The 13,561-nt window shown below is 59.4% G+C and carries 11 protein-coding genes and 1 other annotated feature (1 of these 12 only partly in view); of the genes, 4 read left to right on the top strand and 7 right to left on the bottom strand.

What is annotated here, in order from left to right; genetic code table 11:
- Positions 1-450: 450 nt before the first annotated feature.
- Positions 451-1,398 carry a quinone oxidoreductase family protein gene (locus tag ACKLKD_RS05270; protein ID WP_087806010.1) on the bottom strand — a complete coding sequence of 316 codons (948 nt, stop codon included), beginning with the start codon at positions 1,396-1,398 and terminating at the stop codon, positions 451-453.
- Positions 1,399-1,472: 74 nt separating this feature from the next.
- On the opposite strand from ACKLKD_RS05270, the gene ACKLKD_RS05265 reads away from it, so the two are divergent.
- On the top strand, positions 1,473-1,931 hold the full coding sequence (locus ACKLKD_RS05265) for a MarR family winged helix-turn-helix transcriptional regulator (RefSeq protein ID WP_025714289.1): 459 nt from the start codon (positions 1,473-1,475) through the stop codon (positions 1,929-1,931).
- Positions 1,932-1,973: 42 nt separating this feature from the next.
- On the opposite strand, the gene ACKLKD_RS05260 is transcribed toward ACKLKD_RS05265, so the two are convergent.
- Entirely contained in the window at positions 1,974-2,882 is a 909-nt protein-coding gene (locus tag ACKLKD_RS05260) for a LysR family transcriptional regulator (protein ID WP_025714290.1), read from the bottom strand.
- A gap of 128 nt (positions 2,883-3,010) precedes the next feature.
- Between ACKLKD_RS05260 and ACKLKD_RS05255 the strand changes: the two genes are divergently transcribed.
- From ACKLKD_RS05255 to ACKLKD_RS05245, 3 genes are read left to right on the top strand one after another with little or no spacing between them, the layout of a single operon-like run.
- Positions 3,011-4,321, top strand: coding sequence for an MFS transporter (locus ACKLKD_RS05255; RefSeq protein WP_025714291.1), 1,311 nt, complete (start codon positions 3,011-3,013; stop codon positions 4,319-4,321).
- A gap of 14 nt (positions 4,322-4,335) precedes the next feature.
- Entirely contained in the window at positions 4,336-5,424 is a 1,089-nt protein-coding gene (locus ACKLKD_RS05250) for a tartrate dehydrogenase (protein ID WP_087806008.1), read from the top strand.
- 2 nt (positions 5,425-5,426) lie between these two features.
- Positions 5,427-6,686 (top strand): glycerate kinase type-2 family protein, encoded by a 1,260-nt coding sequence (locus ACKLKD_RS05245; RefSeq protein WP_087806005.1) that lies wholly within the window; start codon positions 5,427-5,429, stop codon positions 6,684-6,686.
- A 216-nt stretch (positions 6,687-6,902) separates the two neighbouring features.
- Here the strand turns inward: ACKLKD_RS05245 and trpA are convergent, their stop codons facing one another.
- Genes trpA through ACKLKD_RS05220 form a run of 5 tightly spaced genes read right to left on the bottom strand, consistent with a single transcriptional unit; the run spans position 6,903 to position 13,434 of the window.
- A complete protein-coding gene (gene trpA, locus ACKLKD_RS05240) occupies positions 6,903-7,712 on the bottom strand; it encodes a tryptophan synthase subunit alpha (protein ID WP_087806003.1) in 810 nt (269 codons plus the stop codon).
- The gene (gene trpB, locus ACKLKD_RS05235; protein ID WP_012542059.1) at positions 7,712-8,905 is read right to left on the bottom strand and encodes a tryptophan synthase subunit beta; all 1,194 of its coding nucleotides are present in this window, start codon (positions 8,903-8,905) and stop codon (positions 7,712-7,714) included. Before trpB ends, trpA begins: the two co-directional genes overlap by 1 nt.
- Before the next feature lie 9 nt (positions 8,906-8,914).
- Positions 8,915-10,273, bottom strand: a complete 1,359-nt coding sequence (gene trpCF / locus ACKLKD_RS05230; RefSeq protein WP_087806001.1) for a bifunctional indole-3-glycerol-phosphate synthase TrpC/phosphoribosylanthranilate isomerase TrpF — start codon at positions 10,271-10,273, stop codon at positions 8,915-8,917.
- Between the two features lie 3 nt (positions 10,274-10,276).
- Positions 10,277-11,872, bottom strand: coding sequence for a bifunctional anthranilate synthase glutamate amidotransferase component TrpG/anthranilate phosphoribosyltransferase TrpD (trpD, locus tag ACKLKD_RS05225; protein ID WP_004148109.1), 1,596 nt, complete (start codon positions 11,870-11,872; stop codon positions 10,277-10,279).
- Complete coding sequence (locus tag ACKLKD_RS05220) at positions 11,872-13,434, bottom strand: anthranilate synthase component 1 (protein WP_025714296.1); 1,563 nt, start codon at positions 13,432-13,434, stop codon at positions 11,872-11,874. The genes trpD and ACKLKD_RS05220 overlap by 1 nt, the downstream gene beginning before the upstream one ends.
- Before the next feature lie 33 nt (positions 13,435-13,467).
- Positions 13,468-13,561, bottom strand: a sequence feature (Trp leader region); it runs 2 nt beyond the window's last position.

Below are 13,561 nucleotides of genomic sequence, written 5' to 3'. Positions count from 1 at the left end.
CAGGCCGCGCCGTGAGGTGACAGGCGCCAGGGCTAACCCGGCGCTTCGTGGCTTTTGGCCTAAAAGATGCCCTCCTTCTGCGCGAGGAGAACGCCGTTCTGGAAATTGGTGTAATGAAAAACAGGGGACCACCGATCCCTCTGCAGGCACTGTTCCGCGACCGCGTTGTTGGGTGATGACCAGCGAGCGTTCTCCCGCCGCGTGACGGAGAACGATGCCGCGCCGTAGGTCGTCTGGAGCAGGCGCCGGGCCACCGCTGGCAGCGTCAGCTGGTGTGTGAGGTGTGTCGCGAGTAAAAAAAAGCCCGCACAAGTGCGGGCAAAAATACTGGAAGCAATGTGAGCAATGTCGTACTGAATACCTGAGTTATTTACTCAACTATTCAGTGATGAGAAAGATAATATTTCTCATTTAAGATATCAACCCCATCTTTTGTGCGGAAGCGATTTTTTATCCGAGGGTGAAAACCGTACGCTTCTGACTGTCGTCCTGCGGCCAGGCCGCCGCGATATCCTGCAGCGGCCGTGGGGTGGTGGCGATGGTCAATTGCCCCGGCACCGCCGCCTGCAGCATTTCACCGGTGGCCGCCAGCAGCTGCGGCATCGACAGGCTACCGATCCCGCTGCCCATCAGCAGGAGTGGGGCGGAACGCAGCACTGCGCCATTTAACGCGATATCGGCGCCAGCCAGGGACCCCACCTGCACATAGCGCACCGGTCTGCCGGCAGAAGTATATTTCGCCAGCGCCGGCAATAACACTTCCGCGCTGTGTCCCCACAGGTAATCGATGACCACGTCAATCTGCGCGGCGCTGGCCGCTGAAAACTGCCCGCTCAAGGTTTTATCATCAGCGGTTAACTGAATACACTCATCGGCGTCCAGCGTCGCCAGCGCCTGCGCATTACGCCCGGTCGCAATGATCTTTTTGGCCCCCAGATAGCGGGCAATCTGCACCGCCAGCTGGCCGGCACTGCCGGTGGCGCCGTTAATCAGCACCGTTTCACCGGCCTGAAGCTGGGCGCGTGTTACCAGAGACGCCCACGCGGACATGCCGGGATTGGCCATCGCCGCCGCGCTAACATCATCGAGCGCATCCGGCAACGGCAGGCAATTCTGCAGGGCAACCGGCGCCCGCTGCGCCATACTGCCGAAGGGGGCGGTGGGGAAGGCGAAGTAGACGCGCTGGCCGTTGGGTAATGTGCCAACGCCATCGATACCGGGCACAAAGGGCAGATTGCCATCGAAGCTGTAATGGCGTCCGGATGCCCGGGCCTTAACCACATGGCTTATCGCGGCGGCGCGGACGTCAATGAGCGTGTGGCCGGCAGCGGGCTGCGGGTCGATAAAATCGGCCCATACCGGACCTTCTGCGAGGTCAAACACGACGGCTGCTTTCATAAATTATCTCCTGTCGGGAATTATGTGTAAAATACACATATTATTTTGCAGCACTATACGCGGAAAATTAATATATGCAATATGCACATAATGACTACGATATTACCGACTTTCACGGTGCGCTGCTGGATATCATCAGCGTGATGAACCAGCCCCTGCGCGACGAGCAGATCCTCCAGGCGGCCGGCGTCCAGCTGGAGCAGATGCTGTTTCCGCTGCTGGTGGCGGTAGGACGCCATGGCCCGGTGGGGGTTGTGGAGCTGGCGGATCATTTAGGGCGCGATTACACCACCGTCAGCCGCCAGGTGAAGAAACTGGAAGCCCAGGGACTCGCCTGTAAGCAACCTAACCGTCATGATCGACGGATCAGCGAAGTAACGCTTAGCGCCAGCGGACAACAGATGATCGACAGTATTGCGGTAGCGCGGCGGCGGTTAATGAATCAGGTGCTGGCGCAGTGGCCGGAAGAGGAGGTGCAGGCGCTGTTTCGCTTAACACGCAAATACGCCGACAGTTTGCAGCAACCAGGCTAAATTCTCGTGTGTTGCCGCCTGGCGCAACAATCATCTTGTTCGTCACAAATCACGGGTCAGTTCGTCGATGTTGTCGGAAAGTATCTCCAGCAGGGATCGCACATAGATATTGTTATTTCCCTGATGCCACATCGCGCTGAGGGGGAGGCCTTCGAGATGTTTTTTGGGCGTGAGCGCAAGGTATTTCACGCCGTCCGCATTCATGTCTTTATAGGACGCTGGCACCAGAGCAATACCGAGTCCAGCGGCGACAAAACTCAGGATAGTCTGCTTCTCTTCGGCGTACTGCGCGATGACAGGCATGCTGCCACCTTCTTTGAAAATATTCATTGTCAGGTCATGGCTGTGACGCCGGGTGCGTCTTTCCGGCAAGATAACCGGCTCGTGCCGGAAGTCATCGATACTGACGTCGTCATAACTGACCAGCCGGTGGTTAGCGGGCACGGCGAGCACGCAGGTTTCATTGGCGATAAAACGCGTTGTCAGCGTGGCGTCAATATGTTCCGGCGGGCGCACAAAGACCACATCCAGCCATCCTGAAATGAGTCGGGGAATCAGCTTGTGAGATTTATCTTCCGTAAGATGAATATCTGCCTCAGGAAAACGTCTGACGAAAAGATTAAGCAGTTCAGGCAGTAACCCTTTGGCTGCGCTGTCGATAGCCCCGATCCGCAACGTTCTTTTCTGCAACAGGCTATTTTTCCGGAATCGCTGCCGTAGCGCATCGAAATCAGCAATGACCGTTTTGGCCTCATTCAAAAAGGCGGCGCCTTCAGGCGTTAGCGACACATTGCGGGTCGATCGATTCAGTAGCCTTATCCCCAAATCATCTTCCAGTAGTTTGATAAAGCGACTCAGTGACGCAGGCATCATTTCGAGTTTACGGGCAGCCCGGCCAAAGTGAAGCTCATCACCTAATACCACAAAGCAACGTAGCTGATTTATATCCATTTTTTCACCAAAAGCTGATTATACAAATTATTTATATAAAGCCGTGCCGATGATAAAGCGGTTCAAAACTTCATACTGGGTTTATTACAAAACGATAACAACCCTACATCACTATGGAGCATCCCGTCATGAAAAACGACCTCGAAAAGAAGGTGATGCGTAAGGTTACCCTGCGCATTATTCCTTTCATCATGCTGCTGTACTTCATTGCCTTCCTTGACCGCGTCAATATTGGCTTTGCCGCCCTGACCATGAATCAGGATCTGGGATTTTCACCCACCGTTTTTGGGCTGGGCGCCGGCATTTTTTTCCTGGGTTACTTTCTGTTTGAGGTACCGTCAAACTTAATTCTCCATAAAGTGGGCGCCCGTATCTGGATCGCCCGCGTCATGATCACCTGGGGATTGGTCTCGGGCTGCATGGCTTTTGTGCAGGGCACGACGAGCTTCTACATTCTGCGTTTTCTGCTCGGCGTGGCGGAAGCCGGTTTCTTCCCGGGGATCATTCTCTATCTCAGCTACTGGTTTCCTGCCGCCAGGCGTGCGCAGGTCACTGCCATCTTTATGGCCGCAGCTCCCCTGTCGACAGCACTGGGATCGCCGGTTTCGGCCGCACTGCTGGAGATGCATGGCTTCCTTGGCTATGCCGGCTGGCAGTGGATGTTTGTCCTGGAAGCTTTGCCGGCGCTGGTGCTCGGTGTTGTGGTTCTGTTCTTCCTGACGGATCGTCCGGCCAAGGCCAAATGGCTGACTGAACAAGAGCGTGCCTGGCTGGAAAACACCCTGCACGCCGAGGAGCTGGCGCGGGCGGCAAAACAGAGCCATTCCAGCGCATGGCGGGGACTGGCGGATATACGCGTCCTGGCGCTGGCGCTGGTCTATTTCGGTACCTCCGCCGGGCTGTATACGCTTGGCATCTGGTCCCCGCAAATCATTCGCAGTTTCGGTGCTTCCTCGCTGGAGATTGGTTTCCTGAACGCTTTTCCGGCGGTGATCGGCGTCATCGCCATGATCCTCTGGGCGCGTCATTCCGATCGAACCAAAGAGCGGAGCTGGCACGTCATTGGCGCCTGCCTGCTGGCGGCTGGCGGGCTGATATACGCCGGTAACGTCAACACATTGTTTACCGTAATGGTTGCCTTAACGCTGGTCACCGTGGGGATTAGCGCATCAAAACCCCCGCTGTGGAGCATGCCAACCCTGTTCCTCAGCGGCCCGGCTGCGGCCGCTGGCATTGCCGCTATCAACTCCATCGGCAACCTCGGCGGTTTCGTCGGGCCGATGATGATTGGCGTGATCCGCGAGCAAACCGGTAGCTACAGCTGGGGCCTGTACTTTGTCGCCGGATTGCTGGCGCTCTCGGCCCTCGTGGTCGTGATTCTCTCTGCCAGAGCGAACAAATCGCCGACAGCAGAGCTTCCACATCCTCATACTCATTAACTGGAGAAATAACGATGCGTCACTACAAAATTGCTGCTATCCCTGCGGACGGTATCGGACCGGAAGTCATTTCGGCAGGTATTGAAGTCTTGCACGCGCTGACGCGCCACGATCCGCAACTGAAATTTGATGTAGAGACCTTTGACTGGGGGTCAGACTATTACAAAAAACATGGCGTGATGATGCCGGAGGAAGGGCTGAACATGCTGAAAGCATTCGATGCCATTTACTTCGGCGCGGTGGGCGCGCCGGATGTCCCTGACCACATCACGCTCTGGGGCCTGCGCCTGCCGATTTGCCAGGGCTTTGACCAATACGCCAATGTGCGACCCACCAAAATTCTGCCGGGCGTCACTTCACCGCTGCGCAACCGCGGGCCGGGCGATCTTGACTGGGTCATCGTGCGTGAAAACTCCGAAGGTGAATATTCTGGTAACGGCGGCCGTGCGCACCGTGGTTTACCTGAAGAAGTCGGTACCGAAGTGGCAATCTTTACCCGTGTTGGGGTGACGCGCATTATGCGCTATGCCTTCAGACTGGCGCAGTCCCGTCCACGTAAGCTGCTGACCGTGGTAACCAAATCCAACGCCCAGCGCCATGGTATGGTGATGTGGGATGAGATTGCCGCCGAAGTGGCGCAGGAATTCCCGGATGTGCAGTGGGACAAAATGTTGGTCGATGCCATGACGCACCGTATGACGTTGCATCCCCAGACCCTGGATACCATCGTTGCCACCAATCTGCACGCCGATATCCTTTCCGATCTGGCTGGCGCGCTGGCGGGTAGCCTGGGCGTAGCGCCGACCGCCAATATTAATCCTGAACGCCGCTTCCCTTCCATGTTCGAACCGATCCATGGTTCCGCATTCGATATCACCGGCAAAGGGATTGCAAACCCCATTGCCACTTTCTGGACCGCGGTACAGATGCTTGAACATCTGGGTGAACGCCATGCCGCTGCGCTGATTATGGAAAGCATTGAGTATGTCTGTGAAAAAGGCATTCTGACGCCAGATGTCGGTGGAACAGCCAATACTGCGGAGGTGACACGCGCCGTGGTGCACTACATTGACGCTAAAGCCGACATTGCCGAGACCGCATAACCATGAATAACGAACAGGCTGCAGAGATCCTGCAGGATATCTTTCAACATGCTGTCAACAGCGCCCGCGCCGGGCCGGTGACCCTGGCTAACCTGCCGGAAAAACCTCGCGGCCGTTGTGTGGTGATCGGTGCGGGTAAAGCATCCGCGGCAATGGCGGCTGCCGTGGATGCGGCCTGGCCGGATGTGGCGGTGTCGGGCGTGGTGGTGACGCGTTACGGTTACGCGGTTCCTGCGGGCCGCATCCGCATTATTGAGGCGGCACATCCCGTATCAGATGCCATGAGCGAGGTTGCCGCAATGCTGATTGTGGAGACGCTGCGCGGTTTAACTGCCGATGATCTGGTGCTGGCATTGATTTCAGGGGGAGGGTCGGCGCTGATGGCGCTGCCCGCCCCGGGGTTAACGCTGGCAGATAAGCAGACCATCACCCGGGCCCTGCTCCATAGCGGGGCCAGCATCAAAGAGATGAATCTGGTACGTCGTCATCTCTCAGCGGTGAAAGGCGGAAAGCTGGCGACCATGGCGCAACCGGCGCGCATCGTATCACTGATTATCAGCGATGTGCCTGGCGATGATCCGACGGACGTAGCGTCTGGCCCTACCGTTGCCGATAACAGCGCACCACGTGATGCGCTCCGGGTATTGCAGCGGTATGGCATTGCGATCCCGAAGTCCGTTAGCGAACGGCTAAACCAGCCGGCCGGCCCGGTGGAAAACGCCGCGACAGGCGAGGTCAGGCTTATCGCCACGCCGGCGATGGCGTTAGCGGCGGCGGCTCTGGCCGCACGACAACATGGACTCACCCCTCTTATTTTGGGGGATGCGATAGAAGGTGAAAGCAGGGAAGTGGCGGTGGTCATGGCCGGTATGGCGAAATCGGCGAAGCAGTATGGTCACCCGGTTTCTGGGCCTGCTGTACTGTTGTCAGGTGGCGAAACCACGGTGACAGTAAACCACACTCAGCCTGGAAAAGGAGGGCGCAATACCGAGTTTTTACTCAGTCTGGCCTGTGCGCTACAGGGGGAACACGGTATCTGGGCCATGGCGGGAGACAGCGATGGAATTGATGGCACAGAAGATGCCGCAGGCGCGATAGTCTTCCCGGACACCCTTGCGCGCGGCAAGCTGAGCGGTCTTAACGCAGTGCAATATCTGGATGGCCATGATAGTTACTGCTATTTTCACGCGCTTAATGATTTGCTGATCACCGGCCCGACGTTAACCAACGTCAATGATATTCGGGCAATATTGATTGCCTGACCGTATCGCTCTCCTTTGTCAGGGAGAGCGATATTTTCCCTTCCAATATTGTTCAAATCTTCGGTATCCGCCCGCCATCCCTTTCCACGCTAAAGCGCATCGCCCGGCGTCGAGGTGTCGATCATCGGTCCGTCTGATGCGCTGGCGGGCAAGAAAACGTGGAGGGGAGGTAACACGAGGAAATCGCCGCCTGGCGCGATGCCAGGCGGCTGATGGTCAGGCGGTTTTGGTCGCCGCCTTCAGACTCTGGACGAAGGCTTTCAGTTCGTCGAGCATGATCTGCGGCTCATCGAGGTGGCGTTCGATGATTTTGACGATGGCGGAACCGGAGATAGCCCCGGCGGCCCCGGCGTCAATGGCGGCGCTCACCTGCTCCGGCGCGGAGATACCAAAGCCCTGCAGCGGCGGTGCGGCGTGATATTCCGCCAGCTTCTCCACCAGGTGGTGCAGCGGTAGCGCGGCGCGATTTTCCGCACCCGTCACCCCGGCACGCGACAGCAGATAGGTGTAGCCGCGGCCATAAGAGGCAATCTGGCGCAGTAAATCGTCATCCGCATTGGGCGGGCAGATGAAAATCGGCGCGATATTATGACGCATCGCCGCCTGGCGGAACGGGGCGGACTCTTCCACCGGCACGTCGGCCACCAGCACCGAGTCGACGCCGACGCGTTCGCACTGGGCATAGAACGCATCGATGCCCGGGCTGAAGACGAGGTTGGCATACATCAGCAGGCCGATTGGGATGGTCGGATGCTTCTGGCGGATCGCCGCCAGCATCTCGAAGCACTGCGCCGGGGTGACCCCCGCGGCGAAGGCGCGCAGGGCCGCGCCCTGGATGGTCGGGCCGTCTGCCAGCGGGTCGGAGAAGGGGATCCCCAGCTCCAGGGCATCGGCGCCGCCTTCGATCAGCGCATCGATAATTTTCAGCGACTGCTCCGGTCCCGGATCGCCAAGGGTGACAAAGGGAACGAAGGCGCCTTCCTGGCGATTTTTCAGTTGGGCAAACAGCGTCTCATAGCGTTCCATCAGATTTCCCCTCGCGCTTTCAGGATGTCGTGTACGGTGAAAATGTCTTTGTCGCCGCGGCCGGAGAGGTTAACCACCAGCAGCTGCTCTTTTTCCGGGTTCTCGCGCATCATCTTCAGCGCGTGGGCCAGAGCGTGAGAGGACTCCAGCGCCGGGATAATCCCTTCGTGGCGGGAGAGCGCTTTAAACGCATCCAGCGCTTCGTCGTCGGTGATCGACACATAGTCAGCGCGACCGGTGCTGTTCAGAAACGCGTGCTGCGGCCCAACGGACGGGAAGTCCAGCCCGGCGGAAATGGAGTAAGACTCTTCGATCTGGCCGTCGGCGGTTTGCATCATCGGCGACTTCATACCGAAGTAGATCCCCACGCGGCCATGCTTCAGCGGCGCGCCGTGCTCGCCGCTCTCGATACCGTGCCCGGCCGGCTCCACGCCGATCAGGCCGACGTTGGTTTCATCAATAAAGTCGGCAAACATGCCGATGGCGTTGGACCCACCGCCAACGCAGGCGATCACCGCGTCCGGCAGACGTCCCTCTTTTTCGAGGATCTGCGCTTTAGTCTCTTCGCCAATCATGCGCTGGAATTCACGTACAATGGTCGGGAACGGATGCGGACCGGCGGCGGTGCCCAGCATATAGTGCGCCTTCTCGTAGCTACCAGACCAGTCGCGCAGCGCCTCATTACAGGCATCTTTCAGCGTGGCGGAGCCGCTGTGCACCGGGATCACCTCGGCGCCCATCAGGCGCATACGGAAGACGTTCGGCGACTGGCGCTCGACGTCCTTGGCGCCCATGTAGATACGGCATTTCAGGCCGAGCAGGGCGCTGGCCAGCGCTGAGGCGACCCCGTGCTGGCCGGCGCCGGTCTCGGCGATAATTTCAGTTTTGCCCATCCGTTTGGCCAGCAGGGCCTGGCCCAGCACCTGGTTGGTTTTGTGCGCGCCGCCGTGCAGCAGATCTTCGCGTTTCAGATACAGGGTGGTGCGGGTGCCTTCGGTCAGATTCCGGCATTTGGTCAGGGCCGTTGGACGACCGGCGTAGTTTTTCAGCAGGTCGGTGAATTCCGCCTGAAAGGCCGGGTCCTTCTGCGCGCTGACAAAAGCCTCTTCCAGCTGGCGCAGGGCGGGCATTAGGATCTGCGGCACATACATGCCGCCGAATTCGCCGAAATAGGGGTTCAGTAAAGTGCTCATTATTGCTCCTTAATATGCGCGCAGCGTCTGGAATACGGAGGCCAGCTTGCTGGCGTCTTTCATCCCGGGTTGCGACTCTACGCCTGAATTGAAATCGAGTCCGGCACAGCCGCTTTTGGCCGCTTCCACACAGTTATCCGCCCCCAGGCCGCCCGCCAGCATGACGTTGCGCAGATCCTGACCCTGCAGCAGGCTCCAGTCAAAGCGCTGGCCGCTGCCGCCCTGGCCGTTGTCCAGCAGGTATTTGTCGACATGGCGGAGCGTACGGGCCGGGAAAGTTTCGCCAACGCTCAGCGCTTTCCAGATGCGGACATTGTCCGTGAGAGCCTCGCGCAGCGCGTCGATAAAGGCCTGGTCTTCATCACCGTGCAGCTGCACGGCGGCCAGCCCCAGAGCCTGTGCGCGGGCGACCACCTCGTCCAGCGGCGCATTGCGAAAGACGCCGACGTACTGCAGCGGCGCAGCGGCGATCACCGCTTTGGCCTGGGCATCATTCACCGCCCGCGGCGAGGTCGGGACAAAAATCAGGCCACCGTAGATGGCGCCAGACTCCCAGGCCACCTGGGCATCCTGCGGGCGCGTGAGGCCGCACACTTTGTTCTCGCCGAGCAGCACGCGTTTGACCGCCGCGTCCAGATCCGCCTGCTCCATCAGGGCGGAGCCGATCAGGAAGCCGTTGGCGAAGTGGCTCAGCTCGCGCACTTCAGCATAGGTATGGATGCCGGATTCGCTGATCACCGTGACATCCGGGCCGAGACGCGCCGCCAGCTGACGGGTGCGGTTAAGGTCAATCGACATATCGCGCAGGTCGCGGTTGTTAATACCCACCACCTTGGCCTTCAGGGCGATAGCGCGTTCCAGCTCCTCTTCATTGCTGACTTCGGTCAGCACGCCCATATTCAGGCTGTGCGCGACCGCGGAGAGCTGGCGGTACTGCTCATCGTCGAGTACCGAGAGCATCAGCAGGCAGGCGTCGGCCTGATAGTAGCGCGCCAGGTAGATCTGGTAAGGGTCGATGGTGAAGTCCTTACACAGGATCGGCTGCGGCGCGACCTTACTGACGATCGGCAGAAAATCGAAACTGCCCTGGAAATATTTCTCATCACACAGCACCGAGATCGCCGAGGCGTAGTGCTTGTAGATACTGGCGATCGCCGCCGGGTCGAAATCTTCGCGAATCAACCCCTTCGACGGCGAGGCCTTTTTGCACTCGAGAATAAACGCGGTGCGGGTGCCGGCCAGCGCATCATAGAAATTGCGCTGCGTCGGGACCACTTCATTCTGAAAACTGGCTAACGGTTGTTGTTGTTTGCGGGCTTCCACCCAAATCGCTTTGTCGGCAACGATTTTTGCTAAAACGGTTTGCATTCTTTACCCTCTTGCCGCTAAGGCGGTCACTCTGTCATAGGCCGCGCCGCTGTGCAGCACATCCAGTACCTGCTGAGCGTTAGCTTTCAGATCTTCATGCCCGTGTAAACGCATCAACATGGCGACGTTGGCGGCGACGGCGGCTTCGTGAGCGGCTTCACCTTTACCTTGTAGCAAGCGCGTCAGAATGTCACGGTTTTCTTCCGGGGTGCCGCCCGCCAGCTGCGCCTGATGGTAAGGCGTCAGGCCGAAGTCGTCGGCGGTTAGCTGATAGCTTTTAATTTCCCCGTTATGCAGTTCGGCCACCACCGTAGGCGCATGCAGCGAGACTTCATCCATCCCACCGCTGTGCACCACCGCCGCGCGCTGATATCCCAGCACGCGCAGGGTCTCGGCGATCGGCAGCACCAGTTCCGGGCTGTAGACGCCAATCAGCGCTAGCGGCGGATGTGCCGGGTTGATCAGCGGCCCCAGCACGTTGAACAGGGTGCGGGTCTTCAGCTGCTGGCGGACCGGCATCGCATGGCGGAAACCGGTGTGGTATTTCGGCGCGAACAGGAAGCAGACGCCCAGCTCATCGAGCGCGGCGCGGGATTTATCGGCGTTCATATCGAGATTAATGCCGAAGGCTGCCAGCAAGTCAGAAGAGCCTGATTTACTGGAGACGCTGCGGTTGCCGTGTTTTGCCACTTTTAACCCGCAGGCGGCGGCGACAAAGGCGCTGGCGGTGGAGATATTGATGCTGTTGCTGCCGTCGCCACCGGTGCCGACGATATCGGCAAACAGGTAGTCCGGGCGCGGGAACGGCGCGGCGTTTTCCAGCAGCGCGGTGGCGGCGCCGGCAATTTCCTGCGGCTGCTCGCCGCGCACTTTCATACTGACCAGCGCGGCGGCCAGTTGCTCAGGCTTCACTTCGCCGCGCACGACGGCGGAGAACAGCTGGTGGCTCTCCTGCTGGCTCAGGGTTTCCGCCTGGTACAGCTTCTCGAGGATCGGCTGGAGGGTGTTGGTATGCTCCAGCTTCTGCAGCGCCCAGGCCAGGGTCTGCTCCAGCAGGCGTGCGCCCTGGGTAGTGAGGATCGATTCCGGATGGAACTGGAAGCCGCACACCCGGTCCGCGTCATGACGCACGGCCATCACCATACCGTTGAAATTGGCGTTAATCGTCAGCCCGGCGGGAATGTTGCTGCCGACCAGCGAGTGGTAGCGCGCCACCGGCAGCGGGTTAGCCAGACCGGCAAACATCGCCTGGCCGTCGTGCTCAATGCTGGAGGCTTTGCCATGCAGGATCTCGCCCGCCTGGCCGACATAGCCGCCGTAGGCTTCGACAATGGCCTGATGGCCAAGACAGATGCCGATGATCGGCAGCTTGCCGCGCATACGGGTCAGCAGCTCCGGCATGCAGCCAGCTTCGCTCGGCGTACCCGGGCCCGGGGAGAGCATCAGCACCGGGTTGTCCATGGTGCCCAGACGCTCAATCAGCGCCTGCGCCGGGACGGAGTTGCGATAAATCACCACGTTATGGCCGTTGGCCCGCAGCTGGTCTGCCAGGTTATAGGTGAAAGAATCGATATTATCGAGCAGCAGAATGTCAGCCATCAGAAAATCTCCTTCGCGTGATGGGCCTGGGCAATGGCGCGCAGCACCGCGCGGGCTTTATTTCGGGTCTCATCCGCTTCCGACTGAGGAACCGAGTCGAGCACAATGCCGGCGCCGGCCTGGACGGTAGCGATACCCTCCTGAACATAGGCGGAACGGATGACGATGCAGGTATCGAGGTCGCCGTGGGCGGTGAAATAGCCCACCGCGCCGCCGTAGCTGCCGCGGCGTTTACCTTCGGCGGCGGCAATCAGCTGCATAGCGCGAACCTTCGGCGCGCCGCTGAGGGTGCCCATGTTCATGCAGGCGCGATAGGCGTGGAGGACGTCGAGATCCTGACGCAGTTCGCCGACCACGCGGGAGACCAGATGCATCACGAAGGAGTAGCGGTCAACCTTGGTTAAATCGGCGACATAGCGGCTGCCCGGGGTGCAGATGCGCGCCAGGTCATTACGCGCCAGGTCCACCAGCATCAGGTGTTCGGAAAGCTCTTTATGGTCGGTGCGCATTTCCAGTTCGATGCGGCTGTCAAGATCGCGATCCAGCGAGCCGTCGGCGCGACGGCCGCGTGGCCGCGTGCCGGCGATGGGGTAGATCTCAATCTGACGGCTAACGGCATCATACTTCAGCGAACTTTCCGGCGAGGCGCCGAACAGGGTGAAATCGTTGTCCTGCATAAAGAACATGTACGGGCTGGGGTTGCTCTTTTTCAGCACATCATAAGCGGCCAGCGGCGACGGGCAGGGCAGCGAGAAGCGACGGGAAGGAACCACCTGAAAGATTTCCCCGGCGCGGATCGCACGCTGCATTTTACGCACCACCGCGCCGTACTCTTCATCGCTCTGGTCAACGTCGCAGCGCATTTCGGCCACGGTGGTGACCGGCAGCGGCGCCGGTGGCTCGTTCAGCTGCTGACGCAGTTGGCTGAGGCGTTGCTCCAGGCGCTGCTTTTCACTCTCCAGTGGGGTGAAGAGACTGGCCTGAATGCGGGTATGCTTGGTCTGATGGTCGATGACCAGCAGGGTTTCCGCCAGGTAGAAGCAGTAGTCCGGGCAGGCGGTGTCGCTTTGCAACTGCGGGAGATCTTCAAAACCGGCCACCAGGTCATAGGCGAACAGGCCGCCGAAGAACATCGCTTCGCGCTCGTGAGCCGGAACGGTCACCAGCTCCTGCAGGAGACGGAAGGCGTCAAACACTGACAGCGAACAGAGGCGGGCGTCTTCATCGAGCAGGGCGCTGACCGCCGGGAAGGTCAGAATGCGACCGTTGGGCTGGCGCTGATTGGCGATCCCGGAAGGCAGCGCGCCGTCCAGCAGTTCCAGCAGCGCGGCGCCGTTGGCGGAGAGGGCCTGAATAGTGACAGTGTCACCAAGAGCGGTGATGCGCAGCGCGCTGTCGACCAGCAGCAGGCTTTTTAAGTCATTTTTACTGTCGATGTCAGCCGATTCCAGCAGCAGCGTGGCCGGACGGGCGCCGCACAGTTGGTGGAATAACGCCGTCGGGTTCTCCCGGTAGATGGCGTCGCTGGTGAGAAGCTCGAGTGCCGGTTTGGATGTTTGCATTATTGTTCTCGCCTGTTCGTATTATTTTTGTCCAATAAAAAGCCCGCTCATTGGCGGGCCGGGTATCTGTATGCTGAATGCAAAACGCGATCACGCCGCCCGTTGTCAGGAGGTGCGCCACCAGCTG

The organism is Klebsiella sp. 10982 (assembly GCF_048589245.1).
GTDB lineage: Bacteria > Pseudomonadota > Gammaproteobacteria > Enterobacterales > Enterobacteriaceae > Klebsiella > Klebsiella quasivariicola.
Note: the sequence above shows the minus strand (reverse complement) of the source record. Positions and strands in the feature narration are given on the sequence as shown.

Coding starts and splice junctions, on each gene's coding strand:
- trpB (WP_012542059.1), bottom strand. CDS start 8,905: ATGAGCACTTTACTGAACCCCTATTTCGGCGAATTCGGCGGCATGTAT.
- ACKLKD_RS05260 (WP_025714290.1), bottom strand. CDS start 2,882: ATGGATATAAATCAGCTACGTTGCTTTGTGGTATTAGGTGATGAGCTT.
- ACKLKD_RS05255 (WP_025714291.1), top strand. CDS start 3,011: ATGAAAAACGACCTCGAAAAGAAGGTGATGCGTAAGGTTACCCTGCGC.
- trpCF (WP_087806001.1), bottom strand. CDS start 10,273: ATGCAAACCGTTTTAGCAAAAATCGTTGCCGACAAAGCGATTTGGGTG.
- ACKLKD_RS05250 (WP_087806008.1), top strand. CDS start 4,336: ATGCGTCACTACAAAATTGCTGCTATCCCTGCGGACGGTATCGGACCG.
- trpA (WP_087806003.1), bottom strand. CDS start 7,712: ATGGAACGCTATGAGACGCTGTTTGCCCAACTGAAAAATCGCCAGGAA.
- ACKLKD_RS05270 (WP_087806010.1), bottom strand. CDS start 1,398: ATGAAAGCAGCCGTCGTGTTTGACCTCGCAGAAGGTCCGGTATGGGCC.
- ACKLKD_RS05265 (WP_025714289.1), top strand. CDS start 1,473: ATGCAATATGCACATAATGACTACGATATTACCGACTTTCACGGTGCG.
- ACKLKD_RS05220 (WP_025714296.1), bottom strand. CDS start 13,434: ATGCAAACATCCAAACCGGCACTCGAGCTTCTCACCAGCGACGCCATC.
- ACKLKD_RS05245 (WP_087806005.1), top strand. CDS start 5,427: ATGAATAACGAACAGGCTGCAGAGATCCTGCAGGATATCTTTCAACAT.
- trpD (WP_004148109.1), bottom strand. CDS start 11,872: ATGGCTGACATTCTGCTGCTCGATAATATCGATTCTTTCACCTATAAC.